Source organism: Pseudomonas sp. NPDC089741 (genome assembly GCF_044748825.1).
Lineage (GTDB): Bacteria > Pseudomonadota > Gammaproteobacteria > Pseudomonadales > Pseudomonadaceae > Aquipseudomonas > Aquipseudomonas helmanticensis.
In genome coordinates this window covers 240,417-267,314 of record NZ_JBIVGT010000004.1, presented here as the reverse complement: position 1 = coordinate 267,314, position 26,898 = coordinate 240,417, and the positions used below count along the sequence as shown (strand labels likewise).

Annotated in this window: 26 protein-coding genes and 2 pseudogenes; 13 read left to right on the top strand and 15 right to left on the bottom strand. The window is 56.6% G+C overall.

Features of this window, described 5'->3' with window-relative positions:
- Positions 1–39 precede the first annotated feature (39 nt).
- Positions 40–1,059 carry a DUF4917 family protein gene (locus tag ACIPZE_RS06780; RefSeq protein WP_400772067.1) on the bottom strand — a complete coding sequence of 340 codons (1,020 nt, stop codon included), beginning with the start codon at positions 1,057–1,059 and terminating at the stop codon, positions 40–42.
- A 154-nt stretch (positions 1,060–1,213) separates the two neighbouring features.
- Between ACIPZE_RS06780 and yiaY the strand changes: the two genes are divergently transcribed.
- The gene (gene yiaY, locus ACIPZE_RS06775; protein ID WP_400772066.1) at positions 1,214–2,362 is read left to right on the top strand and encodes an L-threonine dehydrogenase; all 1,149 of its coding nucleotides are present in this window, start codon (positions 1,214–1,216) and stop codon (positions 2,360–2,362) included.
- Here the strand turns inward: yiaY and ACIPZE_RS06770 are convergent.
- The 3 genes and pseudogenes from ACIPZE_RS06770 to ACIPZE_RS06760 form a co-directional block, all read right to left on the bottom strand.
- A pseudogene (locus ACIPZE_RS06770) lies at positions 2,359–3,521 on the bottom strand (MFS transporter). The gene yiaY and the pseudogene ACIPZE_RS06770 sit on opposite strands and share 4 nt — an antisense overlap.
- 15 nt (positions 3,522–3,536) lie before the next feature.
- Positions 3,537–4,772: an aminotransferase class I/II-fold pyridoxal phosphate-dependent enzyme gene (locus ACIPZE_RS06765; protein WP_400772064.1), complete on the bottom strand. Its 1,236-nt coding sequence runs from the start codon at positions 4,770–4,772 to the stop codon at positions 3,537–3,539.
- A 272-nt stretch (positions 4,773–5,044) separates the two neighbouring features.
- A complete protein-coding gene (locus tag ACIPZE_RS06760) occupies positions 5,045–5,530 on the bottom strand; it encodes a DMT family transporter (RefSeq protein WP_400772062.1) in 486 nt (161 codons plus the stop codon).
- A gap of 77 nt (positions 5,531–5,607) precedes the next feature.
- Here ACIPZE_RS06760 and ACIPZE_RS06755 point away from each other — a divergent pair, with 77 nt between their 5' ends.
- The gene (locus ACIPZE_RS06755) at positions 5,608–6,522 is read left to right on the top strand and encodes a LysR substrate-binding domain-containing protein (RefSeq protein ID WP_400772060.1); all 915 of its coding nucleotides are present in this window, start codon (positions 5,608–5,610) and stop codon (positions 6,520–6,522) included.
- Between the two features lie 117 nt (positions 6,523–6,639).
- On the opposite strand, the pseudogene ACIPZE_RS06750 reads toward ACIPZE_RS06755, so the two are convergent.
- Positions 6,640–6,861: pseudogene (locus ACIPZE_RS06750) on the bottom strand (CopG family ribbon-helix-helix protein); the annotation flags it as partial.
- Positions 6,862–7,038: 177 nt separating this feature from the next.
- Between ACIPZE_RS06750 and ACIPZE_RS06745 the strand changes: the two are divergent.
- From ACIPZE_RS06745 to ACIPZE_RS06715, 7 genes are all read left to right on the top strand, one after another.
- A complete protein-coding gene (locus ACIPZE_RS06745) occupies positions 7,039–7,773 on the top strand; it encodes a hypothetical protein (protein WP_400772058.1) in 735 nt (244 codons plus the stop codon).
- 29 nt (positions 7,774–7,802) lie between these two features.
- The gene (locus tag ACIPZE_RS06740) at positions 7,803–8,567 is read left to right on the top strand and encodes a hypothetical protein (RefSeq protein ID WP_400772056.1); all 765 of its coding nucleotides are present in this window, start codon (positions 7,803–7,805) and stop codon (positions 8,565–8,567) included.
- Positions 8,568–8,571: 4 nt separating this feature from the next.
- The gene (fos, locus tag ACIPZE_RS06735; RefSeq protein ID WP_400772054.1) at positions 8,572–8,988 is read left to right on the top strand and encodes a fosfomycin resistance glutathione transferase; all 417 of its coding nucleotides are present in this window, start codon (positions 8,572–8,574) and stop codon (positions 8,986–8,988) included.
- Between the two features lie 60 nt (positions 8,989–9,048).
- A complete protein-coding gene (locus ACIPZE_RS06730; protein ID WP_129390343.1) occupies positions 9,049–9,687 on the top strand; it encodes a LysE family translocator in 639 nt (212 codons plus the stop codon).
- Positions 9,688–9,766: 79 nt separating this feature from the next.
- A complete protein-coding gene (locus ACIPZE_RS06725) occupies positions 9,767–11,116 on the top strand; it encodes a diguanylate cyclase domain-containing protein (RefSeq protein WP_400772052.1) in 1,350 nt (449 codons plus the stop codon).
- Between the two features lie 115 nt (positions 11,117–11,231).
- Entirely contained in the window at positions 11,232–11,387 is a 156-nt protein-coding gene (locus ACIPZE_RS06720) for a KGG domain-containing protein (protein ID WP_007911485.1), read from the top strand.
- Positions 11,388–11,462: 75 nt separating this feature from the next.
- Positions 11,463–11,966 (top strand): DUF4142 domain-containing protein, encoded by a 504-nt coding sequence (locus tag ACIPZE_RS06715; RefSeq protein WP_283437371.1) that lies wholly within the window; start codon positions 11,463–11,465, stop codon positions 11,964–11,966.
- A gap of 81 nt (positions 11,967–12,047) precedes the next feature.
- On the opposite strand, the gene ACIPZE_RS06710 is transcribed toward ACIPZE_RS06715, so the two are convergent.
- Positions 12,048–12,458, bottom strand: a complete 411-nt coding sequence (locus ACIPZE_RS06710; RefSeq protein WP_129390352.1) for a low affinity iron permease family protein — start codon at positions 12,456–12,458, stop codon at positions 12,048–12,050.
- 212 nt (positions 12,459–12,670) lie between these two features.
- Between ACIPZE_RS06710 and ACIPZE_RS06705 the strand changes: the two genes are divergently transcribed.
- On the top strand, positions 12,671–13,756 hold the full coding sequence (locus tag ACIPZE_RS06705) for a type I restriction endonuclease (RefSeq protein WP_129390357.1): 1,086 nt from the start codon (positions 12,671–12,673) through the stop codon (positions 13,754–13,756).
- A 39-nt stretch (positions 13,757–13,795) separates the two neighbouring features.
- Here the strand turns inward: ACIPZE_RS06705 and ACIPZE_RS06700 are convergent, their stop codons facing one another.
- Both ACIPZE_RS06700 and ACIPZE_RS06695 read right to left on the bottom strand, forming a co-directional pair.
- Positions 13,796–14,335 carry an AidA/PixA family protein gene (locus tag ACIPZE_RS06700; RefSeq protein WP_283437370.1) on the bottom strand — a complete coding sequence of 180 codons (540 nt, stop codon included), beginning with the start codon at positions 14,333–14,335 and terminating at the stop codon, positions 13,796–13,798.
- A 125-nt stretch (positions 14,336–14,460) separates the two neighbouring features.
- Complete coding sequence (locus ACIPZE_RS06695; RefSeq protein ID WP_008076892.1) at positions 14,461–14,964, bottom strand: inclusion body family protein; 504 nt, start codon at positions 14,962–14,964, stop codon at positions 14,461–14,463.
- Between the two features lie 374 nt (positions 14,965–15,338).
- On the opposite strand from ACIPZE_RS06695, the gene tam reads away from it, so the two are divergent.
- Positions 15,339–16,109: a trans-aconitate 2-methyltransferase gene (gene tam, locus ACIPZE_RS06690; protein ID WP_283437369.1), complete on the top strand. Its 771-nt coding sequence runs from the start codon at positions 15,339–15,341 to the stop codon at positions 16,107–16,109.
- A gap of 235 nt (positions 16,110–16,344) precedes the next feature.
- Here tam and ACIPZE_RS06685 read toward each other — a convergent pair whose 3' ends face one another.
- The 7 genes from ACIPZE_RS06685 to ACIPZE_RS06655 form a co-directional block, all read right to left on the bottom strand.
- Positions 16,345–17,073 (bottom strand): class I SAM-dependent methyltransferase, encoded by a 729-nt coding sequence (locus ACIPZE_RS06685; RefSeq protein ID WP_400772048.1) that lies wholly within the window; start codon positions 17,071–17,073, stop codon positions 16,345–16,347.
- Positions 17,074–17,106: 33 nt separating this feature from the next.
- On the bottom strand, positions 17,107–17,514 hold the full coding sequence (locus tag ACIPZE_RS06680; protein WP_283437367.1) for a type II toxin-antitoxin system HicB family antitoxin: 408 nt from the start codon (positions 17,512–17,514) through the stop codon (positions 17,107–17,109).
- 630 nt (positions 17,515–18,144) lie between these two features.
- Positions 18,145–18,939, bottom strand: coding sequence for an SIR2 family protein (locus ACIPZE_RS06675; protein WP_400772047.1), 795 nt, complete (start codon positions 18,937–18,939; stop codon positions 18,145–18,147).
- A 1-nt stretch (position 18,940) separates the two neighbouring features.
- A complete protein-coding gene (locus ACIPZE_RS06670) occupies positions 18,941–19,480 on the bottom strand; it encodes a non-canonical purine NTP pyrophosphatase (protein ID WP_400772045.1) in 540 nt (179 codons plus the stop codon).
- An 11-nt stretch (positions 19,481–19,491) separates the two neighbouring features.
- Positions 19,492–20,541, bottom strand: coding sequence for an adenosine deaminase (locus ACIPZE_RS06665; protein WP_400772044.1), 1,050 nt, complete (start codon positions 20,539–20,541; stop codon positions 19,492–19,494).
- A gap of 356 nt (positions 20,542–20,897) precedes the next feature.
- Complete coding sequence (locus tag ACIPZE_RS06660) at positions 20,898–23,294, bottom strand: DUF262 domain-containing protein (RefSeq protein WP_400772042.1); 2,397 nt, start codon at positions 23,292–23,294, stop codon at positions 20,898–20,900.
- A complete protein-coding gene (locus ACIPZE_RS06655; protein WP_400772040.1) occupies positions 23,291–25,057 on the bottom strand; it encodes a DUF262 domain-containing protein in 1,767 nt (588 codons plus the stop codon). Before ACIPZE_RS06655 ends, ACIPZE_RS06660 begins: the two co-directional genes overlap by 4 nt.
- 148 nt (positions 25,058–25,205) lie before the next feature.
- Between ACIPZE_RS06655 and ACIPZE_RS06650 the strand changes: the two genes are divergently transcribed.
- Positions 25,206–25,424, top strand: a complete 219-nt coding sequence (locus ACIPZE_RS06650; protein ID WP_400772038.1) for a hypothetical protein — start codon at positions 25,206–25,208, stop codon at positions 25,422–25,424.
- A 343-nt stretch (positions 25,425–25,767) separates the two neighbouring features.
- A complete protein-coding gene (locus tag ACIPZE_RS06645) occupies positions 25,768–26,892 on the top strand; it encodes a DNA methyltransferase (RefSeq protein ID WP_400772037.1) in 1,125 nt (374 codons plus the stop codon).
- Positions 26,893–26,898: the final 6 nt, after the last annotated feature.

Sequence of the window (26,898 nt, the reverse complement as noted above, 5' to 3'; positions counted from 1 at the left end):
GGAGCGGGCTTGCTCGCGAAGGCGTCGGTCGGACTTACATCAAACCTCGACCGGCACCGACAGCTTCGTACTGCCCAACGCATGGGTTTTCGCATCAAAAAACCGCAACTCAGCCCCGGTCCCTTCAAACACCTGCGCGTAATGGCGCTTCTGATGCTGAACAAACGCTGCACTGCGCGGATAAATCGAGATCGCCACCGTCGCCGGTTTCGCCAATTGCAGTGCGCGGACAATGTGTGCGTCCTGCTCACCCAGCGCATGGCCAAAGATGCACAGGCTGCCGCCATGCCCCAGCAATTGTTCATAGCAGAACGACAGATAATCGGAGCTGCGAATGCTCTTGAGCTTGTCCGCACTCGGCCCTTCGGTGACGAACAGCGGCACGTCATCCAGCGTCTTGAGGGTGTTGTTGATTGCAAAGCTGCCGAGTAGCGTGCCCTCGGTGGAGGTTAGTTTGCGTGCGGTGCCGTCCTGATTGCGCACAAGGTGCAGACCGCCGTGCAGGTAGAGTAAACGCGGTTTGTCGGTCGCACTTTCGGCCAGATCGAAGCTGGCATTCGGGCCGTTGAACAGATCGTCGATGGCCTCGTTTCGGTGCTGTAGAGCCCAATAGTTGAGCAAGTCGTAGTTGGTCGTAAACACTGTGCGATAGCGCGCCAGTTCTTCATTCAGCGCCGCCAGTGTTGCAGGCTTAACCAGCCGCCACGGAATGTGGACGGCGTGCACGGTATTGATCAGCGCTTCCTTGATCGCGTAATAGCGGTTGCGCGGCGCCGCCGAACTGACGGCCAGGGCCTTGTTGACCCGGCTGGTGGTTTTCAGCGCGCCGAGCACCTGCTCGAAGCTGCGCGTTTGCATTGCGTCGAACACCGCCAGTTCGGAGGCACTGAGCGGTTTCTCTTCCACGGTACGGGCATTTTCGAACAGCGAATCGTAGCCGAAGTCGTCCCACACGGCGCGGCTGGCGCCATTGCCCACCAGCAAACCCTCGAAGTCGGTCGCGGTGCGCAGGGCGCTCCAGTCTTCGAGGGTGGCGTCGACATCCAGAAAATCGGTCATTGCGCAGGTGTCTCAAAACAAAGGGGCTGATGGGCGGCGACTTTATCACGAGCGGGCATTGAGCCAGATCAACATCGTCCGTGACCGATCGGTCGATCCTGTGTGCATCCGTCGGATCGGAGCAGTCGATTCGGCCCCAGTCAGGAGACGCACGATGAGCAGCACCTTTTTCATTCCGGCGGTCAACATCATGGGCAATGGTTGCCTCGACGAAGCCATGGTCGCGATCCGCAACTACGGTTTTCGCAAGGCGCTGATCGTCACCGACAGCGGGCTGGCCAAGGCTGGTGTCGCCAGCATGCTGGCCGAGAAATTGGCGATGCAGGACATCGATTCGGTGATCTTCGATGGCGCCAAACCGAACCCGAGCATCGCCAACGTCGAATCCGGTCTGGGCTTGCTCAAGGAAAGCCGCTGCGATTTCGTCGTGTCCCTCGGCGGCGGCTCGCCCCATGACTGCGCCAAGGGCATTGCCCTGTGTGCGACCAACGGCGGGCAGATCGGCGATTACGAAGGTGTCGATCAATCGAGCAAGCCACAACTGCCGCTGATCGCCATCAACACCACCGCCGGCACCGCCAGCGAGATGACCCGGTTCTGCATCATCACCGACGAATCGCGGCATGTGAAAATGGCCATTGTCGACCGGAACGTCACGCCACTGCTGTCGGTCAACGACCCGGAGCTGATGGTCGCCATGCCAAAAAGCCTGACCGCCGCCACGGGCATGGACGCGCTGACCCACGCCATTGAAGCCTACGTCTCGACTGCCGCCAACCCGATCACCGACGCCTGTGCGCTGAAGGCAATCACCCTGATCAGCAACAACCTGCGCCTGGCGGTGCGCGACGGCAGTGACCTCGCGGCGCGGGAGAACATGGCCTACGCGCAGTTCCTCGCCGGCATGGCGTTCAACAACGCATCACTCGGTTACGTGCACGCGATGGCGCATCAACTGGGCGGTTATTACGACTTGCCCCATGGTGTGTGCAACGCCGTGCTGCTCCCGCATGTGCAGACCTTCAATGCACTGGTGTGCGCCGATCGCCTGACCGATGTCGCTCACGCGATGGGCGCGGATATTCGCGGCTTCAGCCCGGAAGAGGGCGCACAAGCCGCGATCAGCGCCATTCGCTGTCTGGCCAAGGACGTCGAGATCCCCGGCGGTCTGCGTGAACTTGGCACCAGGCTCACCGACATCCCGATTCTCGCTACCAATGCCCTGAAAGACGCTTGCGGGCTGACCAATCCTCGAGCGGCGGATCAACGTCAGATCGAGGAAATTTTCCGTAACGCGTTTTAAGTGGCTCCCCGCGTCGGTGCGCATCTCGTGCAAAGCATCGCACCGAGCGCCAGCAGCAGGCACAACAGCGACAATGGCCACGCTTGCGGACTGGCGATCAGGCTGGCAATGGCGGCGATAATCGCCGCCATCAGCTGGTGAATGAAACCGCTCAACGCCATCGCATAGGCACCGGCAATCGGTGCGCCATCGTTGGCCAGCGACAGGCTGATCGGGTAGTTCAGTGACTGCCCGAAAACCGCCACGCAGTATGGCAACCAGAACAGCAGCGCCAGCGAACTTGCCGTCAGGCTGCCCAGCAGCATCACCGTACAACCAGCCGTCACCAGGCCCACGCCCAGCGTCATCAACCAGCGCTGACCGGTGCGCAAAACCAGGTGACTGCCAGTGCGCCGAGAAAATACGCCAGGCTGATCGGCCAGCCCAACAGGCCATATTGCACCGTCGACCACCCGAACGGCCCTTGTAGAATCAGCGGCGCGGCGGTGTTGAAAGCGATGATCACGCCGTAGCCCAAACCACCGGCCAGTGCCGGCAGCAGAAAGGCCGGATGGCGCAGAATCTGCCGGTAAACCGCCCAGGATGAGCTAGTGACCGGTCCGTCGAGCAGGGTCGGAAACTCGATCCGCGACACCACCGCAGCCACCGACAGAGAGGACGCTCCGAGAAGATAGAAGATCGCCTGCCATCCCAGAATCAGCTGAATGACCGACCCCAGATACTGTCCGATACCCAGCGCTACGACGAACGATATCGAAATCCACGACAGCGCCTTGGCCAATTGCTCGCCGCGAAAACTGTCGCGGATCAACACTCGCGCCATCACCGAAATACCACTGGCACCGACACCCTGCAGCAGTCGCACCGCGAGAAACGATTCCAGCGTCGAACCCGCTGGCAACGCGAGGTTTGCCAGGCCGTAAATACCCAGCGCTGCCAGCAACACCGGTTTGCGTCCGATACGCTGCGCCAGGCTGCCCCAGAACAACATGGGCAAGGCCATGCCGATCAGGTACAGCGACAGCCCCCAGGCTACTTGCGCAGGTTGCGCCTGCAGATCGCGGGCAATTTCCGGCAGTGCCGGCAAATAGATACTCATGCCCAACTGCGCGAGGAAAACCGTGCAGCAAGTGATGAGGAGCGTGACGCTGGCGTTCATGGGGCGTCCCTGTTTTTATTCGCCGAGGTCGCAGCGGTGCGTGCGCAACAGTTCGCTGACCGCTGTGCAGAAACTGCGGATCAGCGGCGCCGGCATGTCGGCGCGCAAGGTGATTCTGATCGCCGCTTTGCCTTGCGCCACGACCGGGAAAAACACCGCGCTGGTGAAGTAGCCCAGTTCGGCCAGCTCAATGGCGATTTTGTTGGCGATGGCGGCTTCACCGCAATGGATCAGGCGGATGGCCATGTTGCTGCCGTGCTGGTGCGTGCGGATCAGGCTGTCGAACAGCTGGATGTTAGCCTGAAGCTGTTTCTGCAAGGTGCTGAAAGCCTCGGTGCGATGTAAGCCGATGGCCGCTCGGCCGGCGCCGATGGCCGCGCAGTTAAGGCTTTGCGACCAGTTGCTCGGGCCACCGTAACGCTGCACAAGAGTCTTCTGTCGCGAGTTGCCAAACATCACCAGGCCACCGCTGGCGCCAAAGGATTTCGCCAGTGAAGCGACGATCAGACAGTCGTCCTCCAGCGCCTGAAGCGTGGGGCGCACCAGCCCGGCACCGTTCTCACCGACAGCGGACAATGCGTGCGAATCATCCAGGTAGAGAAACAAACCGTAGCGATCCTTGAGGTACAGCAGGGCGTCCATGTTTGTCACCCCACCCATGCTGTAGGCGCCGTCGGCAATGTAGGCGACGGTGGCATGCCGCTGACAGATCGACTCGAGAAAATCCATGTCGTTGTGCGGGCAGGTCAGCACTTTGGTTTCATCGGCGCAACTGGCCTTCAGATGATGCATCGAGTAATGCGCCAGGCGATCAAAGACCATCACCGGTGGACGATTTTGCGTGAACACGCCACTGGCCAGCAACGGCAGCACCCCGGCACTCGCAGCGCTGCACGACAGGCTGCTCAGGCACACCGCGCCGAACAACTGCGACAGCTCGCTTTCGTACTGCTCCAGAATCGCCAGTTTGCAGCGGTTACGCGAGTTGGCAACACGCAGTGAACCGGTTTCGCGCAAGGCTGCCATCGCTCCTTCGAGCAAGGCCGGATGATGATCCAGGCCCAGATAGGAAGTGGTGCAGAAGTGATGAAAGCTGCGCCCGTGTTGATCGAGCAGCAGGTTGGGGCTGTCGACTGCAACATTCAGCCCGGCGATCTTTCCGGCCTCGGCAATTTCCCAATCGTGATCGGCCAATGCGATGACCTTGCGGTAATTGGAAAAGGTGTGGGTGGTGAAGGACGTGTGATTCATCGATGACATTCCTTGAGTGTTGCGATCCATGGGGCGTTGCAAGCTGCGTGTGTTGCCAGACTTTACCGAGACTTGTGTCAGGCAAGAATCGGGCGTTTCCGCTATTGCTGAGGGCTGGCGGAGTTTTGTTTGTAGGGCGAAACCCTGAAAGTCCGACTAGCAATCCCCCGTCTGACTTGGGCGAAAATCGGACAATCTCTAAGTGGCTAAAAAGATCGCCGCCTTCCCACCGATTAATGTAGGAGCTGCCGAAGGCTGCGATCTTTTGATCTTCACTGTGGCACCAAAACCCTGCCAGCCGATTGGCCAAACTGAATCAACACCACCCCCGCAATCAACAAAAGCGCGCCCGACACTCGCGACACCGTTAGCTGTTTCTCCACCAGCCCAAACAAGCCAAAGTGATCCAGCACCATCGAGGCAATCACCTGCCCGGCCAACGCCAGCGCCACAAACCCCGATGCTCCAAGCTTCGGCAGCAGCACCACCGCCAACGCCACAAAACACACGCCAAATGCGCCGCCCGCCCACATCCACATGGGCGCTTTGCTGATAAACGCCATAGACGGCAACGGCAAACGCAACGCCAGGATCACCGGCAACAACACCAAAGCGCTCACCAGCAACGACGCCAACGTCGCCCACAACGGATGCCCCAACCCTCGCGCCAGATTGCTGTTGATCGCGCTCTGAAACGGCACCACCGCGCCGGCAAACGCGGCCAGCGTCAACAAACCGGCCCACTGCAACGTACTCATGATCAAACTCCAACAGGTTTTGCTGGACTCTAGAGTATTCGTCGCGCAGATTTAAATTCCGTTTCTTCATCAAGAACATGCATCAGATGAATGATCTGCGCCGTATTGATCTCAACTTGCTGGTGATCCTCGACGCCTTGCTCAATGAGCAACACGTCACCCGCGCCGCCGAACGCCTGCACCTGAGCCAGCCGGCGGTCAGTCATGCGCTGGCACGCTTGCGCGATCTGCTCGGTGATCCGCTGTTGGTGCGGGCTGGCGCATCTCTGGTGCCGACCGCGCGCGCACTGGAACTGGTCGCGCCGCTGGCAGAAGCACTGGCCCAAGTGCAATCGCTGCTGGCGCCAAATGCCTTCGATCCGGCCAGTGCACGTCGGACGTTTCGCGTGGCGATGTCGGATTACGGCGCGGCAATTATTCTGCCTACGCTGATTCGCACCTTGCGTCGTGAGGCGCCCGGCATCGATTTGCAAGTCAGCCACGCCAGCCGCGAAGGCATGCTTGAAGGCGTGCTCAACGGCGATATCGACGTCGCTGCCGGGGTCTTTCCGGAAATGCCCAACGAACTTCGCAATTCGGTGCTGTTTGAAGAACGCTACGTCTGCCTGCTGGATCGCCAGACCTTACCGGCCAACGGCGTTCTGGATCTGCCGACCTACTTGTCTCGCCCGCATGTGCTGCTGGAAATGCGCGGCAGCGGCACCCCGGAAATCGAGCGGGCGCTGACGACATTGCGCGAACGCCGCCGCGTCGCGATCAGCCTGCCGCACTGGAATGTCGCGCCGCAGTTGATCAGTGGTACGGATCTGATTTTGACGGTGTCGTCGAGAAGTGTGCGGGAAATTGAACAGGGGGAATTGATCGTGGTGCCGCCACCGTTCGAGATTGCGCCGTTCACGTTTGTTCTGGCGTGGCACAAGCGGCGGGGTGGGGATCAGGCGTTGAACTGGTTGAATCGCAGGATTGAGGAGGGGATGGTGGCAGCGAACTGAGCGTTTTTTTCACGTTTTGGCGGAAGTCGCCGGGTCTGGAAAATGCGCAAAACTCGCTGCCTGCCCTGGCGAACTTGGTACGGAATCAGATGGGATGATCTGGAAAAGCCACGCATTCCATTTATCAGCGATGGCCTGGACTTCATCAATAGAAGCGAAATCCCCAGCATCGGCCTCCTTCAGTGCTTGCTGGATATCTTCGACTTGCCAAGCTTCCCGCACCGGGTATTCAGGCAGTGCTTCCACAGCCAAGCAAGACTGGCTGCGCCCCGTTGCTTTGGCGAGGTTGGCGAGCGTGTCAGCGATCTCATCTGGGATACGCAGCGACATGAAGGACATGGTGGGCTCGGTGTAATGGTGTGTGATACATGACACTACAGCGTGTTATGAGGAGAGGGCAGCCCCGTTTGTCTTTCGGGTAAGACGAAATGCGTTTTGCGTTGCTGATGATTCGGTTGAAAGTGCCGATACAGCAGGGGATAGTGCGCGGCTGAAAAGGTTTTCAAGGAGCAGCAAGTGACAGTGAAGTCTCGCTGGATCGGTTGTGCGGCACTGTGCGGGTGGTTGCTGGTGGGGCAGGCATTTGCCGAATGCACACCGGCACCCACGGCGCATGAGATGGATTTCTCCCTCTGCAAGGATTGGCCGGCGTTCCCCGGATTGACGCTCACTGCCGCCGCTAATTTCTCTCCCGATCCGGTGTATGGCGCATCAGGGACTGTGGGTCACTACGACCTGCGTTTGGCCTTGGTGGCGAGTGCAGACTCCAAGCCGTTAGCGAGTTTCTATCAGCCCTCGGCATTCTCTGTGGATGCCATCGCGCTCGATGAACTGAAATTCGATACTGCCCGCTATAAGCTCGCGCCTGAATTACAGGCCTTTGGTGTTCGAGTGCGGTTCAAAGGCTCTTCCCGTGTGAATCCTCTGGATGAAACCTGGTTGTCGCTGTATGTGAAAGACGGCAACGCGTTGCGTCCGGTAATGGATCGGCTGGTGGTTTATGAATACGGTGGGGAGTGGGATGGCAATTGTGCGGGAGAACGTTACGAGACTTCGCGAACCGTGGCTTTGGCCAAGACCAGCACCCATGGCTATGCCGACCTTATTATCAAAACGAGCAGCAGCTCGACCGTTGGCAAGGGTGAGGGTGAGGCGTGCGTATCCAATTCCGTTACGCAAAAACCTGTCTTGACGACACTTCGCTATGACGGCAAAAGCTACGTAATGCCTGAAGATTTCAAAGGCCAGTAAGACAGATACCTTTTATTCAAGGAAGACTGATGATCCCAACAACAGTGATCTTAAAAACAGCGAACTCGCGTAATACATTGCTTGGCACTTTCATCGCAATTGGCCTTTTGACGATGACTGCTCAGGCTCAAGCTCAAGCCACCTGCGAAGTGAAGAAGTTCGACGGCCACTCCCTCTCGCGCTGCAAGCCGTGGCCAGCGTTCAACGATCAGTCGATCGCGGCGAAATCTTCTTTTCTCTCGGATTCGGGTGACGATGAGATGGGCGTGTTCGATCTGGAACTGGCGCTCGTCAGTTCGACAAGCGGCAAGAGTCTCGCCACCTACGCCAAGCCGGGTGCCTACAATTCCGACGCCATTAGCTTCGACGACCTGACAATCGATACGGCCCGTTATCGCTTGGCTGCTGATGTCCGTGCATTCGGCTTGCGTTCAAAGTTCGCCAGCCACGGCTCTAGAGCCAATCCTTACGCGAAGACCGATCTCGCGTTGTATGTGCGCGAAGGCAACAAGCTGCGTCCGGTACTGGAAGGCTTGGTGATTCGCAAAGAGTTCGGCGAAGGCACGGATGAGTGTGGTACCGAGGACACGCAAATCCGCCGGACTGTCGATATCGGCCCGGTCAGTCATCATGGTTTTGCCGATCTGATCGTCAGCTCGAGTGGCTCGGTGTACAAATCTTCCCTGGCGGGCAAAGAGTGCATCTCGAAAAACATCGAGATGAAGAAAACCCGCGTCACCCTGACTTACGATGGTCAGCAATACATCGTCCCCGAGGACCTCAGAGGTTATTGATCCAATGCTTACCGGCCTCAACCATTTGACCCTTGCAGTCAGCGACCTGGATCGCAGCCTGAGGTTTTATCGCGAGGTGCTGCAGTTGCGCGTCGAGGCGACGTGGGACGCCGGCGCCTATTTGTCGTTGCCGGGGCTGTGGTTGTGTCTGTCGCTGGATCCGCAACGCAATACTGCGCAAAGCGCTGATTACACCCATTACGCCTTCAGCCTGGGTTCCGTGGACTTTGCGGTCTTCGTTCAATCGCTAAAAGCCGCCAACGTCGAAGAATGGCGGGACAACCGCAGCGAAGGTGCGTCGTTCTACTTTCTTGATCCCGATGGCCACAAGCTTGAGGTCCACGTTGGTGATCTCGCTTCGCGGCTGGCAGCGTGTCGGCAAAAACCGTACGCCGGCATGCGTTTTTACGACGAGCAGTGATCAGCCGCAATCGGCTGATATAGACTGACGGCCACGTGTTCTGGCGCTTGCAGGGTTTCCATGACTCCATCGTTATTAATGGCCGTGCTGGCCTCGGGTTTCATTTACGGCATTACGCCGGGGCCGGGTGTGCTGGCCGTATTTGGCATTGGCGCGGCGCATGGGCGGCGGGCGGGGGCGGGGTTTCTTTGCGGGCATCTGCTGGGCGATGTGGTCTGGTGCAGTACCGCGTTGATCGCGATTGTCGGCGCGCGGGAAATCGGCAGCACTGCGTTCGACGTGCTTGGCGTCCTCAGCGGTCTGTACCTGTTCTGGCTCGGCTGGCGAGCAGTGCGTGCCCAGCCTCGCAGCGGTGACGAACCGCAAGGAGCGGCGCGTAAACCTTTCTGGCACGGCATTCTGTTCGGATTGACCAATCCCAAGGCTTATCCGGTGGCAGTTGCAACGTTTACCGCGCTGCTGTCGAGCCGCGCGGAGCTGCTCAATTGGTCGATGCTGCCAGCGCTGATCGCCCTGAGTTTCCTCGGCGGATTGCTTGCCTACGCTATTTTGATTGGCGTGGTCGGCGCGCAACGCGTGCGCACGCTGTATCAGCGTCATGAACTGTTGATCACGCGTTTGTGTGGTGTGATGTTCATCGGTTTTGCCATCAATGCGCTGATGCATGCGCTGCCGGGGCTGATGCCGAACAAGGCTTGATGTTGTTTGCAGGGACGCGCGAACCCAAGGTCAGGGATGGTTGATGAGTGCTGTATTGCCCGGATACCCACGCTGAACCATGGAAAGCCGAAACTCCGCGCCGTTGGCGAGTTACATCGACCTGTTGCTGGACGCCGTTTGCGCGGTCGACAAGCAGGGCCGATTCGTTTTTGTCAGTGCTGCCTGCGAGCGGGTTTTCGGCTACACGCCTGAAGAGCTGATCGGCCGGCCAATGATCGAATTGGTGCACCCGGCTGATCGCCAGCGCACCCTCGCGGCCGCCAGCGAAATCATGGGCGGCGAGCCGAAACATAATTTCGAGAACCGCTATGTGCGCAAGGACGGCAGCGTCGCGCATATCCTGTGGTCGGCGCGCTGGTCGGAAGTTGATCAACTTCGCATCGCTGTCGCCCGCGATATCACCGAGCGCAAACAGGCTGAGTCGCGGCAAGCAGCGTTGTATGCAATCTCCGAGGCCGCCCATGTCGCCGAGGATTTGCTGGCGCTGTTCAAGCGTATCCATCTGATCATCGGTGAATGGTTGCCGGCGCTGAATTTCTCCGTGGCGCTGTATGACGAACATTGCGCGCAACTGAATTTTCCCTATCACGTCGACGATCACGAATTGCAGCCCGAGCAGCCCGGAACCGTCACCGGGCGCTTGTGTGCGGAAGTTATCCGTAGCGGTCAGCCGATTCTTCTGACGCCGGACAGTGCGGATTCCCCAGCCGATTTCGCCGATTTGGTAGCCGGGCAGGATTCACCCTGCTGGCTGGGCGTCCCGCTGAATTCGAAGAACGGCACCATCGGCGCACTGATCGTCAAAAGCCTGCCCGGCGGCGAACGCTACACCGAGCAGGACAAAGAACTGCTGCAATACGTCTGCGCCCAGGTCGCCACCGCCATCGAACGGCAACAACTGCATGCGCGGCTGCGGCGGATGGCGCAGTACGACCAACTGACGCAGTTGCCCAATCGCGAGTTGCTGCGCGACCGATTGAAAGCCGCGCTGGCCTGCGCGCATGAGCAGTCGGGACACATGGCATTGCTGTATGTCGACCTTGATCGCTTCAAGCAGGTCAACGACACCTTCGGTCACGCAGTGGGCGATATGTTGCTGCAAACCGTGGCCAACCGCCTCAAAGGCTGCGTGCGCGAGACCGACACGGTCGCGCGGATCGGTGGTGATGAATTCGTGGTGCTGCTGCACAGCGTGCACGCTGCGGAAGATGCCGACAGCGTTGCGGAAAAAATCCGACAGGTGCTGGTGCAGCCCATGCGTCTGGATGGCCATAACCTGCATATCGAACCGAGCATCGGTGTCGCTCGTTTTCCAGAGCATGGCAGCGAGGAAGAGCAGCTGTTCCGTCATGCCGATCAGGCGATGTACGCCGCCAAACGACTGAACCATCACGCGCTCAACAATTGATCGGGCTCACCGTTCGTCGCAGCGTCGGCAACTTTTCTAAACCTTTGCCCGTCAGAAAATTCCTAATCTAGGCGGGCACCTGCTCGCCACGATCATTACCAAGAGGTAGAGAATCATGCCTAATTCAAGAAACTCGAACTCGGGAAACTTCGCCAACGATCGAACGAAGGCGTCTGAAGCCGGTCGCAAAGGTGGCAAAACCACCACCACGACTGTCGATAAAGAGCCAAAACCAGACATGGGCCGCAAGCCCGCGCAGAAATCGAAGTAGTCGGTGAAGGTTGTTTTGATTGAGAGGCGGGGGCGTAAGCTCCCGCTTGAATTTCGCAAGAAGGAGGGCGCGACCATGAACCGGATGGCCACCCGTATACGCAATGCCAGTCTCGCAACCGTGCTGGGCCTGTGTGCCACCAGTGTGTTTGCCCAGTCGCCCGCCGAATTCATCAACGATGCGTCCGCCAAAGGCATGGCCGACATTGAAGCCAGCCGTCTGGCGCATCAGAAGTCCGAGTCCAAAGAGGTCAAGGACTACACCATCGTCGTGATCAACGACCGCACCACGGCCAATCAGCACTTGGCGAAGATCGCCAAGAAGCTCGACCTGCCTGTCGCGCCGCGTGAAGAAATCGCCGACAAGGCCAAAGAATTGATGCCGCAAGTGACGGATGGAGCCACTTTCGACCAGGCCTACGCCGCCAGTCAGGTGAAGGCCACTGAAGAAGCCATAGAGCAGATTCAGCAGGAAGCGCAGAGCACCGACGTGCCGGAGATCAAGGCCTTCGCCGACGAGACGTTGCCGAAATTGCAAAACCATCTGCAAATGGCTCGCGCTTTACAGGCTAGCCGCTAAGCGAGATCAAAAGATCGCAGCCTTCGGCAGCTCCTGCATTCATCCGTGTAGGAGCTGCCGCAGGCTGCGATCTTTTGCTTTTCAGCATTCATTCAAATCCTGCTTCGGCTTACTTTTCTCACCCAGCCCCTCCAGATTGAACACTTCCCCTTCGCCCAGCGCGCGGTAATGCTTGCGCAGCGCCTCCAACTGCTTCAAATCCAGCGCCTCCAGCCCAAGCATCGCGTTCTGCGCTTCTTTCGTCACGAACAGCAACTCATCGATTTTCAAATGCAGAATGTCGGTATCGCGGTTCTGTGTGTTTTGAATCAGGAAAACCATCAGGAACGTGATGATCGTCGTCGAGGTATTGATGATCAGTTGCCAGGTATCGTTGTAATGAAAAATCGGCCCACTCAATCCCCAGAGTCCGATCAGGACCAACGCGCCCATGAAGGTCTTGGGGCTACCGGCCCATAGAGCGAGCTTTTGGGAAATTTTTGCGAATTTCATAGCCGTGTTCCTTATTGGGGGAGTGCCTGAGATTGAGACACTGACGGCTTTGAGAAAATTCTACCGGCATCTCCTGCCTTTCGATAAAAGCCAAGAGGCATTGCAGCAACTTGAGGGCGAAACTTTCATTGTGCGGGTTTGTGGCTAGTATCAAGTGGCAATCAAATTGCCAGTAGCTTTAACACGGATAGAAATCAAGCCAGAGGCCCCTCATGGAATTCTTCGAAAAGTTAGCCAGCCTAGCCGCCAAAGTTCGGCTGCAGAGCGCTGCAATCCAGACGGAAGAAGCAACAAAAAATGCGTTCGTCATGCCATTCATCAGCACGGTTCTGGGCTACGACGTTTTTGACCCCACCGAGGTGACGCCCGAATTTGTCTGCGATATAGGTACGAAGAAAGGCGAGAAAATTGATTACGCCATCATGAAGGATGGTGAAGTGCAGATTTTGATTGAGTGTAAAAAGATCGGTGAGCCGCTACACATCAATCATGCTTCGCAGCTGTTTCGGTACTTTCATGTGACCAGCGCGCGTATCTCGATTCTTACCAACGGTCAGGTCTACAAGTTTTTCACTGATCTGGACGCGCCGAACAAGATGGATGAAAAACCATTTCTGGAGCTGGACCTTTTAGACATTGATGAATATTCGGTTCCTGAGCTGATCAAGCTGACCAAGTCGGCTTTTGATGTTGACTCGATCATCAGCGCCGCGGGCGAATTGAAATATGTCAGCCAAATCAAAAAGGTTATCGCGGCGCAGGTCAGCAAGCCGGATGATGACTTTGTGAAGGTTTTTGCGTCTCGTGTTTACGACGGCGTGATCACCCAAAAAGTACGTGAGCAGTTTCATGAGTTGACGCGTAAAGCGGTCGTGCAATTTCTGAATGACCAGATCAATGACCGACTCAAATCTGCGATGAGTGGTGCGATCCAGCCAGCATTGGCTTCGCTGCCGTCCGCCACTGCGGGTACTGATCCAGTAGATCCGCGAGACGAATCAGATGACAAGGTGCTGACAACTCTGGAAGAGCTTGAGGGATATCACATCGTTCGTGCGCTCGTTCGCTCGGTGGTCGATGCGAAGCGAATTGTTCAACGTGATACGCAGAGTTACTTTGGCATTCTGCTGGATGACAACAATCGCAAACCGATCTGCCGGTTGCATTTCAATCGATCCCAGAAGTACATCGGCATCTTCGATGAAGAAAAAAACGAAACCCGTCATCCAATCAGTTCAATTGACGACATTTATGAGTATTCGGACCATTTGAAGAAAACGGTCGGGTATTACGATTGATAGAAAAACCGGCCATCAGGCCGGTTTTTTTGGGGTCGATTATTCTGTGATCTTCAGGTCTGCGACCCAGTGGAAATACCCCACCGCCTCACACTGCTGATTGACCAGCATGAAACTCAGCTCGCATTGCACGTCGCCAGACTTCTTCGGCGTGCAGGTCCAGAAGTGGTCGTCAGCTTTCCGGTTGCCTGGCGCTGTCGGGTCGTCCGGATTGGGCGCGGGCACCGTCAGGTTGATGTGAACCTGCAAGCTCGGCTCAGACAGTACGCTGTTGTCAGCTGCCGTCATGCGGTACACCACGACACTGTGCTCGGCGATCAGACTGACGGAACGTCCGCGAAAATGCAGATCCTGGCCAATCTGCACCGGAACCGTGATTTTGCTGTCATTTATGACTATTTCTTTCGAGCTATTGCCTATGGCGAAAAAGATCAATCCATCGGTAATACTCGTCGGCGTGGCGGCGTTCAGGCTGGGGTTCGGATAACGTGCCAATATTGATTCGGCGTCGACGATCAGCAGCACGTTGTGCGCGCTGGTGACGCCGGTTGATGGTGACGGGATCGGTTCGCTGGTCATCATGGATTCCTTTCATGATGTTGGCACAAAACGCCAGCCGCTTCGGTCACGGCAAGACATCCTGTTCCGGCCGGAGCGACAGCGGATCGGTTGAGCCCTCTGTCACCAAAGGGCTCGACACATCATCAGTTATGGATGGAGATGAACGGATCCCACGAGCAGCAGCCGATAATCTGGCAGTTGCGATCGACGATCAGGAAGTGGAAGTGGTAGGTCACGCGACCGCAGTCGAGGGTCTCCGACGACCAATAATGGTTATCGACTTTCTGGCAGCTGGGTACGGATGGATTTTCGCGATTCGGTACTGCGACGCAGGCTGTGGCCTTGCGTGGCGAGGGTGGCGAGATCAGGTCAGCCCCGGCGTTGCCGATGAATTTGTAGAAAATCACGGCTTGTTCGAAGCTCTGCGACAGGCTGGTTTCGCGCCAGCGGATCAGGTCGCCGACCTGTGCCTTAAGGTCCAGTTCACCACCGGCCTGGCCACTGACGACGTTGTCCTGATTGGTGACCATGTACACATGATGCCAGTCGATCAGCGTTGGGTTTTTCGGGTCCTTGCTGATGTTCGGGTATTTTTTCAGAATGGTTTCGGTGTCGATGGAAACCAGAATATCCGTCACTCGAGACATGGGAACGCTCCTTTTTTCATAGTGGACATCGGGCTGTGATCCAGCCTCGACGCTGCTTGCTTGCCGTATGGCTTTTGCGAGCACACTACTGGGGAACCCACCGGTTACAAGAAATGTATGGGCCGTGCTCCTTGCACGAAATCGACTGATTCGGGTTCCTTCCGATTGCCGCTTGTTGACTATAGGTACGATTGTTGAGCTGTCAAAATTGCTTTTGTCTGACTCGACGGACGGTCGCCCGCATCGTAAAAACAAACTGTTGGCAATAAGGCGTTCATCGGTCTGACACCCTTTGCAATTCAGTCGTTCTGGAACTGCTCGCTGCGCTACCTGTATCGTGACGAACCGCTGGAATGTCCCGACAGGAGAACGCAATGAGTTGGTCCGCCAAACAATACGTCGCTTTCGAAGATGAGCGCACCCGTCCGGCCCGCGATCTGCTGGCAGCGATCCCCACGGCAGATGCGCGATCGGTGGTCGATATCGGTTGTGGTCCCGGTAATTCGACGGAGTTGCTGGTGCAGCGTTTTCCAGAAGCCACGGTCAGCGGTCTGGACAGTTCGCCCGACATGATTACTGCGGCGCGCAAGCGCTTGCCGCAGTTGCAGTTCGATGTCGCCGAGATAGATAAGTGGGCCGATGCCGGGCCGTTTGATGTGATCTTCGCCAATGCCGTGCTGCAATGGGTGCCGGATCACGCGGCGTTGCTACCGACGCTGGCGAGCAAGCTTTCGGCGGGTGGCAGTCTGGCGATCCAGATGCCCGATAATCTCAACGAGTCATCCCACCGTCTGATGCGTGAAGTGGCCGCGAATGGCCCGTGGGCGAGCAAGCTTGCCGGCGCTGCGGGACAGCGTACCGACATGGCGAGTGCCAGCGATTATTTCTCGATGCTGCGGCCACACTGTTCGCGGGTCGATGTGTGGCGCACCACCTATTATCACCCGTTGGCCGGTGGGGCGGCAGGGGTGGTGGAGTGGTTCAAGGGCAGTGGCTTGATTCCGTTTTTGAGTCCGCTCGACGAAACGGAAAAGGCGCAGTATCTGGCGCAGTACCAGGCGGAAGTCGCGAAGGCTTATCCCGCATTGGCGGATGGTTCGGTGCTATTGCCGTTCCCACGATTGTTCATCGTCGCGACTCGCTGAAATAAATTGGACCATTGTTCGGCTTGAGATTTTGGGTGCGGTGCGGACTCCCCCTCACCCCAGCCCTCTCCCGAGGGAGAGGGAGCCGATGCGTGTCGCTTCCAAAACCTGAGTTCGCCTCGATTTCGCACGTCGGCGTAGATCGTACTGGCACTGCGGTCAGTCCCCTCTCCCTTTGGGCGGTCCGACGTTTCGGGAGGGTTAGGGTGAGGGGCTTCTCAAGGTGCAAACCCGCTCAGCGTTGCACTGCCACCAGCAGCATCATCGGCCGCTCGCGCTCTTCCGCCAATGCCGGTTGTGCCGCGACTTCGGCATCGCTCGGTCCCCATTCGTTGACGTGGCGAATGGCGAACCCGGCAGCAATCAGCGAATTAAGCAGCGTCCCCATCGTACGATGCTGCTTGATCACACCTTCGGCCAGCCAGTTGGTCACCCGTTCACCTTCCATCTGGTAGCTGTCCAGCGGCCAGCGCTTGTTGCCTGCGCTATCAATCAACCAACCCGGGTTACGCGGTGCCATGAAGATCGGATGCTCGATGGAAAAGACAAAGTGCGAACCCGGTTTCAGCGCCGTATAGAGGTGAGCAAACAGCCCCGGCAAATCCTTGATGTAATGCAGCGCCAGTGAGCTGTAAGCCAGATCAAAACTGCAGGCTGGCAGATCGAGCTGTTCCAGATCGCCGCGCTCATAACGAATGTTCGCCGCCGTCTTAGATGCCCGCGCCCGCTCCAGCATCTTCTCCGAGACATCCAGCCCCAGCACGCTGTCCGCACCATTCTCTATGGCCCAACGGCTGAACCAGCCATAACCGCAACCCAGATCCACCACGTTCAAACCGTGCATGGACGGCAACAACGCTTTGAGCGCCGGCCACTCCGGCGCCGCGTCGAGGCCGCCGATCGAGCGGTTCATCTGGCTATAGCCCTGGAAAAATTCGGGATCGTCATAGATGTTTTGCGTCATGGTGAAGGCTCTTCGATAAACAGCAGGTTTGTTTCAGCCTTGCTGCAAAACCTTCAAGGCTGCTGAGGCAAGAAACCCGGAACGGCTTTTCTCTTCAGGGTGATGCAACACATATTCATCAATACGATTGAGCAAGTGCCCTGGCAATGTGATATTGAGTTTTTGGGCTTTGCCCAAATATTTGATCACATCTATATCCACCACGGCCCACGCACAACCCGCGTACTTCGGATTGACTACATGCAGGCTCAGTTTGCTCGCGGGTGGGATCGGTGTGCCGTCCTCGGCGAGAATTTCGAAATGACCCTCAATGGCTTCACGAGCCATGGCGACGGCATCGTCCAGATCTTCTCCTGCGGAAAAACAACCTGGGATGTCCGGCACCTCGACGCCCCAAGCATGTTTGTCATCACCTATTGAAATCGCGATCGGGTAGAGCATATTGACTGTCCTCCATGGCGCAACGAACTGAGTGATTCACAACAACGCCTGCTGCAAAATGCTGACGGCCGTTTTCTTCAGCAAATCCTTTTTCGGATGTGGCAGGGTAACCAGTCCAGGTAGGCTTGAGGCGATTGAAATATTGTTGTGTTTCGGGGCTTTGCGCGCACGTCTCGCTCAAATCCCGGACACAAAAAAACCGGCCCTGTAGGCCGGTTTTTTCTATTCCTGCATCCCCCGTCAAAAAAACCCAACGTGAGACCCATATTCGAGTGGAGCGGTAGAGGGAATCGAATCAGTCAGTAAAAGCTGGGTTTTCGTGGCGTCTGATGGTTTGGGCATACATGAGGGCATACAAGGCGGTGTCTTCTGGGTGTGCTGGTCTCCAATAGCCACCCGCAATTCATTAGGTCCTTGGCGTGGTAACTGCTTGGCCAAAGACAAGCAATTCATAGGCATCAGGCCCGCCCTAGAGTCGGACCTGTTTCATTTTTAGCTAAAGCATCGTAGGCGTCCAGCCAACACATCTCTTGAAGGGCCGCAGTCGAATCGAACCACAAAGCTGCCGTTCGCGAGCTTACCATCGCCATGCGGGATGGGTATTAACCCTTCAGGTCGCGACCGAGTTTTCTAGCTCACTAATTCCTGAAGAAAATCCGTGAGCGCTTTCTTAGGATCATCCTCCTCCGAGACGATCATCTCGATTCCCCACTGACCCAATACCTCCTGTGCTACCGGATTCGGTCTATTCGTGAATACATAGGACTTTGGCCTGGCCGATGGTAGGACCGAGCGCCCCCACATTTCCGTTAATCGATAAAACAGGAGTCGAATGTTGATATCCGAGATGCTGTATCCGATGAACAGGACGGAATTACCTAAGACGTCGTTGCTGAGCTTGATGTCCAGCGGGGAGTCATAATTTAATCGCTGAAAGTAACTAGTTTCGTCGAGTACAATTGAGGCTTCGTCATCGAAATCCCCGTGGAATTTCACGATCTGACGTCGGCCCTCAGTGGCAGATACGAGGTCGGCAACGCTTGCGATCTTGTCGTACGGCACCTCGAACTTGTCGTGGGCCATTTCAAGCCATCGATCGTAGTTGGTGGTGTAGATCCGTGAGAATCGCCCAAGGGTAATCAGTCGATGGATTTCTGACGTGGTGATATCTGTACTGGGCTTGTGCCATTCGCGGTCCATCCAGCTTCGAAGCGGGCCCAGAGTACCTTTCTTTCTCTTGTAGTACTCCGCAAGCGCAAGCGGCGTTCCATAAGTGGAGAAGATCTTCGGGTCATAGCCCAGGTCTTGAGCAATGCGTGATATTAGCTCGCTCCAGGTAGGCAGACTAAGGTTGGCAGACACCCCGGCCCCTACAAAGAGCATCAGCTTGCCGGCCCGATGTGAACGTAGCAACTCGGCGTTCATCTTATGCTCCCACAGTTCTGAGGTAATCGGCGAACTGGTCGAGAGCTTTGCGACGCATTGAGATAGCGTCTTTGGCCGGCCCCATTTCAGCGAAGGTTTTGGTGTGTCCGTCCGGGACGAAAACGCAGTCCCATTGGAAGTCAGTTGGACCGGCGGGTACGAGAGGCACAGTCCCCTCGATGGAACCGTGGAAGAGGCGGATCTCGCGCCCATCACAATACCCAAGCACTGTTTTTGCGGTTACTGCGGCATCTCCAAGACCCGCTACAAGATTAACGAATCGATCCGCCTCCAGCTTATCCCAGAAGATCTGGGTCAACCCTGCAGGAAGACCATTGAGACCGCTTAGGTAGAGACCTGTGTGCTCGACGAAAAGAGGGCGACCTATAGCCTCGAAGGCCTTGATCAACTTGTCCCTCACCAGGCGCTCGACGTCCTCGGTCTGCAGCTCTTCAATTTTCCGCGACACCGGCACGACTTCTACCCCAACAGGGGAAAGAATTCGCTGCACCTCGTTGACCTTGTGCTGATTGCCGGACATGAATCGGATTTTCACTCTAGACCCTCTATGAATGAGTACTGCTTGGCAACTTCGAACTGTTGGTAAATATCATTGGCGGAGAGTCCCTCAGTCATCGCCGTCGCATCATCATCTGCAAGTCCTCGCTGATGAATTGCTGGGTTGTCCGAGCAAATGACAAAGGGGACCTGGTGACGCCGAAACTCCAGTAGAGGATGGGCCTCGTCGGCAGGAACGGCTCCAGTTAGCCTGTTGCTGATTGGACACACTTCGATGCAGATATCCTGCCTTGCCAAGAGATCTAACAAGTAAGGGTCCTTGCTAGCCGCTGTTCCATGGCCAATACGGTCTGCGCAGAACAGTTCTACGGCTGTCCGCACGTTTTCCACGCGGCCGGTTTCGCCCGCATGGATGGTGATCCCAAGTCCGAACCTATCCTTCGCCTTCCGATACAGTGAAGGTAATTCGACTGGATACGCGATTTCCTCGTCACCCGCTAGATCAAGCCCCACCACATCATCCGGCTCACCGAGATCCTGATAGGCCTGTAGAAGTGCGGACAGGGCAACCGAGCTGTAATCGCCGCGCGTCACCGTGAGGATCAAACCGAGACGCATACCGAAGCGGTCCGACGCGGTTCTGGAGGATTCTATAAGGCGTTCAAGAGCTTCAGTCGGAGAGCAACTTTGCAGAGTGGCAAGGTACAAAACGCTGCTTCGGAGTTCCACAAAGCGCACATTGTTCTCCGCGAGACTGGCAACGACTGCTAAGGAGAGGCGATCTAGGTTTTCGCGTTTTTTGGGAAAGAGCCGCAAAACCTGCCAAGGGGTCAGGTATGACGCGAGTGACTGACATGGGGTGTACCGCACCAGATCCCGCTCAATAAGAAAACCGGACGGCAGCTCCGTTAGCTCGTCCGCAAGGATGTCTTGAATGGTCGATACCGGGATCGCTCCGTTCATGTGTACATGAAGTTCTCCGCGATCCCGCTCACTGAGTTCTGCCGCGAAGCTCTGATGAATTACCTCGTGTTCAATCGCGTCACTCTGCATTGTTGCTAGGTCAACCTGCCACTGATTCAATCGCTATCCTTAGCCGCTAGCTGTAAGTGTCGCCCCGAAAACCACCCTGTGTACCAGCTGATCAGGCAGTTCGTCCACAATTGCTGCCGTCCATCAACGGAGGTTTTGGGGCCAGGCTGTGTGACAGCTTGTGCAGCACTCCGTCCGGTTAAAAAACAACCTAAAAAATTGCGCTTATACGTGAGTTCTGGGTCGGTTGGTTAGCCAATTTTTTTTCAGAATCTGCCTAGCAGCGTGCTCTTCTTATTGGCATCGGAGTTTTCACACTGCCTGGGTCGAGTGCGGCCGATCGCGACCGGCATTTATCGCCCCTTACAGGTTTAGGAAACCTCAATTCGGCGAAAGTACCGCTCCGATCAGTCTCCGCTTGCCGCCAAAACTCTTGCAACGGCGGCTAGCTTTTCATCGATTTCCGAGAACTCACACCTTACCGAATACCACTCATCCTCCGGTTCCAGTTCGGCAGTCCGCACCAGCGCATCTAGCAGGGTCGCTCTTCCTTCAACCTCGGATCTATCAATCTCGATCAGAAAGCGCTGGCTCTCATGCGATACGTAGACGTGAATACTTTGGCGGCCTTCTCCATGAACGAAATAGAGATAAGGTTGCTCCGCCTCGCCTGATACCGACACATACGGTTGAAGATGCAGAACGGCCAACGCTGCGGAGGGCTGTTTGACGAACCGGGCATGCAGCGCAAAAGTATGAAGTTCTGCATGGCTGCCGCTCATCCGCTCCCTGGCCAACAAATAGATTTCATTGACATCTCCATCCACGAAACGTATCTGTCGCTTACGGCAATAGGCGAAAGCCTCCGGCGTTTGCACCAGCACCCGCTGCCAATAGCTCTCTGGCTCAGCTTGCGCGACGATGGCGTGGAGCTGAGGCGCCAAGGCTCCTCCAGCATCGAGTTGATCCCAAAGCGAAAACAGCAGCTTGCGGTGATCGCTGTCCTCACCAAGCAGACGCTTCCAACTGCCTTGCTCTGCCATGGGGTTTACCAGGAACGAGTAATTACTGCCGTTCTCCAGGAAATAGTCGCCGAGCGACAGCAATGCGCGCTCCCACGCGAATGCCGTGTCGACGGTAATCAGCCCGTCGGCATTGAACATCGCCTCGGCTATGTGTAGCGCATCGCTGAACCGTTGTTTAAGCGCTGCGTGGTCGGGTGATTTCAGAGACGAAGAAAGTGCAGCGGCGTGCACCCCGCTGCGGTCGAGGAGAAAGCCAATCTGCCCCTGGAAATAACCATGCAGCTCAGCCTTCCCTAAAAGGTCGCGCCACGTGTCGTCGGCGAGTATCAGGTTCGCTTTGAGCACCTCTTCGTTGGTTTGAGCACCGTTAAAGCCCGAAATCGGACGCGCTGCGTCGATGAGGAACGGCAGTATGTCCAACGCATGGGGCAGCATGTCTCGCAGCCCTTTGAGGCTTCGCTGGGCATCCTCGGCTCGCACGTAGGTGGTGTTGTGAGAGAGGTTGCACACTAGGCGCATCCATTGTTCCAGTGCCTGCGCAGGCGCGTCCGGGTAGGTTTTCACGAACTGGACGTAACCGGTGAACTGTACGAGCTGGGTGTAGTTCAGCCGGAACGGATCAGCGCAGGCCACCTTGAACAATTTCTTGTCGCTGTAATAACGGGTGTCAGGTACAAGTGAGCAGAAGCCAGCGCCGTTGCTGGACCACGCTTCGAACAGCAGCACGACGGTGTCGGAGAAGGCTTTATCGAGCCAGCCGTTGTCATCGAAGGTGTGAAATGTATTGGTCCATTTCGCCGCTCTCAGCGTATTGAAGTTCGTAGCGTAGCCTGGGCTGTCGAGGTCGCGAGTTGCCAGCGCAATAACCCGTAGTACATTCATCATCGCATCGTCGAACAGTTGCATAGAGATCAACCCGCTACCAGCTCCGCCTTCATTGCAGGTCGTCCAAAACAAGTCTGCCCAACGCGTATCCAGCCGTGTGGCGATGAACGACGCAACGCTGAGTTTGACGCCATCCACGGTGCGGGCCTGCCCCTCGTAGTGGTGCTGCAAGATCTGTTCATAGCGCGCCTTGAAGGTTTCGAACGGGGTCAAGGGCATGCCCCGTGAGTTCATCTTGATGTATAGATCATCCGCCAGCCCGAACTCCTCCAAGTCCAGTAACTGAAAGGTAATCACTGGTAGCTCGCGGTCGCTCAAGCGCGCAAAAGTTGCCGCGGGTTCATTGTGGAAGACTGCATGCATGGCCTCCAGCATAACCAATGCAGACTGGATGGTGGGGTCAAGGCGCCAGCGGCGGAAATACCACGGCTGGTCGCAGATCAATCGGACCAACGATTCGGTTGCAGAAAGTACGCGCTTGGGGCTGAACTGACTAAGCGCGTCGAAGAACTCGGTACTGCTGGGACGCACTTTGTAACTGAAACGGGATTTACCGTCATGGCAGAACAGGTCTTTGAACTGTTCACTCTGGTCGTCGCGCTGAGCTAGATACCAGTGCAGCAGGAACAACGTAGTCAAGCGTTGCTGGCCATCCAATGGCTGAAACTGGCCGTCGTCATCGTACCCTCCATAGACGAAATCCAGGTTCAGGGGCAGTTCACCGCTGTCAGCCGGCAACTTGAATGCGCCGGCAAGCGCCGCCAGGAAGTCGTTGCGCACATCGGCGTTGACAGTACGTCCCTGCGCGTAGTCACGCTGGATAAGCGGAATACAGACGCCCGCACGAGGATTAAACAAATCCTCAAAAATCAACCGCTGTCCCTTGCTGCTCATACGACGCCCTCATGCGCTTGCGAAAAGAAATCAACCAGCGCCTCGAGTAGGGCGTTGAAGTAGCCATTGCTGTCTTTTGCACTCCAGAACAGGAGGTGGTCAACATTCTGGCTGTACCCCTTGAGGAACACATTGCGTGTGCAGAGCGGCACGAAAACACCTGCTTTATCGAGCTCAAGGATATGGTTGCGCTTGACCGCAAATACCGCGTTCTTGTAACTGCGGTTGGTGTGAAGGTCGAGCAAGGTGAGATTGGCGACCCCGTCGTCAACTTCCTGACTTTCTTGGAAATCCTTGAGGACGTTCGCATACAAGGTGTTAAACGTATCGGAGCTCGGCGTCTTCGGAGCGGACAGATAGGCCTCAATCTCTTCATAACGCTTACCAGGCAACATCATGGCTCGCAGTTGTGCTCCGGCATGTCTCAGCCAGTTCTCCTGCTCGGCCTTGTCGATGGGCGGGCTGGAGGTGACGGAGCGGATATGTTCAATGTCCCAGCTTTCCTTCTTGAAGCTGTCAAACGGAAAGCGGGCGTTAGATGCCTTGCTTCGCAACAGCGACGCCAGATTGAACAACAACAAACTGGCGCGAATTTTCGCCGCACCGCTTTTCCCGTATTCGAGTGCTTGTAAAAAGCCCCGCAGTTCGGTCTCAAGCTGCTCTTGTGAGATAGACGCTTCAAGCCGTTTACCGATCAACCGGACGAATGCCTCCCGGCGCAAAAGCGCTTCGAATTCGGCCTTCGGCCCTTGGGCAGCCCAGCGCAAAATGGAGTGGACAGCCACGCCCTGCAGCACCAGAAAGCCGATGATGTGGTAGAGGCTACGGTCTTCAAACCATTCTTCGATTTGCATGAAGACTTGTTTGACCCGTAGCCATTCCATGGCGGCGTTGGCACCGGGCAGCGCCAAGCGACGACTGTAGGCGTGGAACACGCCATAACGTTGCTCCAAGTTCGATTCGGCTTCCAGTCTGGCTACGAGCGAGAAAAGAAAACCGATGCGGTTATGAGTGACCCCTTTCTCGCCATTGAGGAAATACCAGAAGGCGTCATTTTGCAGAGCCTTTTCCAGTTGGTCCCATTCATGGGCAATCTGTAGTTGTTCCCCAATGATGTTATTGGCGGAATTGACCGACTGGCGCAAGAACAATGCCCGGATCAGCTCGTCATTGGTCAGTGGTATTTTTCCAACGTTGAGGCGGGTGAATGCATCGACTGCATCCTCTTTATCGTCTAGCTCGTACCAGATCACGCGGGTCTTGTTGAGCAACGTGCTTTTGAACCCTTCAAACTCCTGCTCACGCGGGGCAAACCAGGCTTCGATGGTTTCTATAGCTTGGTGCAGGTAGTAGAAATCAACATTTCGCGCTGCCTCCTCCGCGCTTGGTTCGTCGAGAAAGCACGGCAGTTCGGGCCGCGTTTCGTAGCTCAGGCTGAAATGCTTTGATCGGTACTTGGGTGCCATGCGCTCGTTGAAGTGGCGCAGGATCAGCAACAGCGTGGTCAGACGCTGCTGCCCATCGACAACTTCATAAGCACCACCTGCGGTCTTCAACACTAACGGCTGTAAACAGTAGAACTCGTCGGGCTGCGGATCAGCCCGTTTCCCAAACTCGCACACATCCTCAAGCAATTGAGTAACTTGAGCCGGTTTCCACCGATAACCACGCTGGTAGGCCGGAATTCGGAACACCCTCGGATGACCGTCCGTATCACTGATCAGATCGTAGACTGACCTGGTTTCGAATTTTGCATGCTGCATTGCTTAACATCCTGTCAGAGGTATCTTGCGTGAATGCCGGGGCCGATGGCGTCGACTGTGTTCGCTATCTAACCTATGGAGGCAATGTGATAGCATGCACGCGCCCCAGGAGGGGTATTTTTTTGACATCCCGCAAGGAATACGCCCCGTGAAAGACTTCGTCATCAGCGTAAACAACATCGTCCTCTACGTATCTCTGGCCGTGATCTGGCTTTTCGCCTTCATCGCCATGTTCACCAGCGGGTTATTGCCAGCCCTTGGGATTTTCGTGGTTGGCACACTGGGTTGGTGCATCGTTTCCGGTTTCTGGTTCGTCCAGTCGGCTACCTACGAGGAGTTGCACAAGCTCAACGCTAACAAAGGCTGACGCGCCAGGGAGGAGCCGGAAGTAGCGCCCTGCGATGCTAGTATGTTTTCTTCTTTTACCTTTGCGGGACGACCCCGCTAGTTTTGAGCATCTGCATTGGGGGCGGTAGCTGCCTTTCGCGGCAGGCAGCAATCGGCAAAGGGCGGTCGTACGTCACCCGCGGCTTCCTCTGATAGGGTTGTGACCACAGGCTCCGATGGGGATAATTGCAAATCGCGACAAGGAAGGCAGGCGGAAACTCTGTGAAGCTGGGGACAATCGTCCTGGCATCAGGAGAGGGCCGGCGGTACCGAGGCGGGCACAAGAAAAAAGTTCTACCTACTTCATTAACAGCGAACCGCACATGCCTCGATCTATCGCCTATGAGCGTGACAACGCGCTCAACGCCATCTGCCCGTACTTCACGATGTTCCCGCTAGAGTATCCGCTTGGGGTGCTAAAGCAGTATCGGAAGGCCAATCCAGTAGTGATGGACCCATTCTGTGGCCGCGGAACGACGTTGTTCGCCGCGCGCAAACTTGGGTTGGCTGCCCGAGGCATTGACAGCTCTCCGATTGCGGTTGCTATCGCTCGTGCGAAGTTGGCCGCGGTTGACACTCTGAAAGTGTTGGAACTGGCGAAGCGCTATATGGAAGAGCATGCGCCGGTCGCGGTGCCAGACAATAGCTTCTTCCGAGCGGCATTCCATCCAGATGTGCTACTAAACGTCTGCGCGATACGCGAAGGACTTCTTCGGGTTGGGCGTGAGACGGACACAACCGTGATTCTGCGTGCGGCGATGTTGGGCTGCCTGCACGGCCCGACGGGCAAGACGGCGGAGCGGCGTTCATACTTTTCAAATCAGATGCCACGCACCTTTTCCTCCAAGCCGGACTACTCCGTGCGCTATTGGATGGAGAGGCAACTGGTGGCGCCTGAAGTAGATGTTATTAAGGTTTTGGAGCGCAAGCTTAGGCGACTCGACAGCCCTCAGTTGCTGCAGACGGGTGTATTAACTGACGCCCGGAGGGGCGATTCCCGAGTCGCTGCCTCACTGCCACCAGCTTGTCGGGACTTCTCCGTTGTCGTCACTTCGCCACCTTACTACGGCATGCGCACGTACGTCGAAGATCAGTGGCTAAGGAATTGGTTTCTGGGCGGGGAGGACCACGTCATCTATGGCAAGAGCACGCAGCTTCAACACACAGGCTTTGAGACGTTCGCAGTGTCGCTAGGCAAGGTATGGAAAAACATGGCTAGAACGACCGCTGAAGATCTGGACATGCATATCCGCTTCGGAATCATCCCATCGGCAAAAGTCGATGCGAAAGCTTTGGTCCGCGCCTCTTTGGAGGCCTCCGGCGTGCAGTGGGCCGAGGTCTCAGTGCGAAGCGCCAAAACGGCCGCATCTGGGAAGCGCCAGGCTGACCACATGGCTGCGGGCTCTGCTGCAGCCAGAGAGTATGACTTCCACGTAAAAAGGATTTAAGGGAAA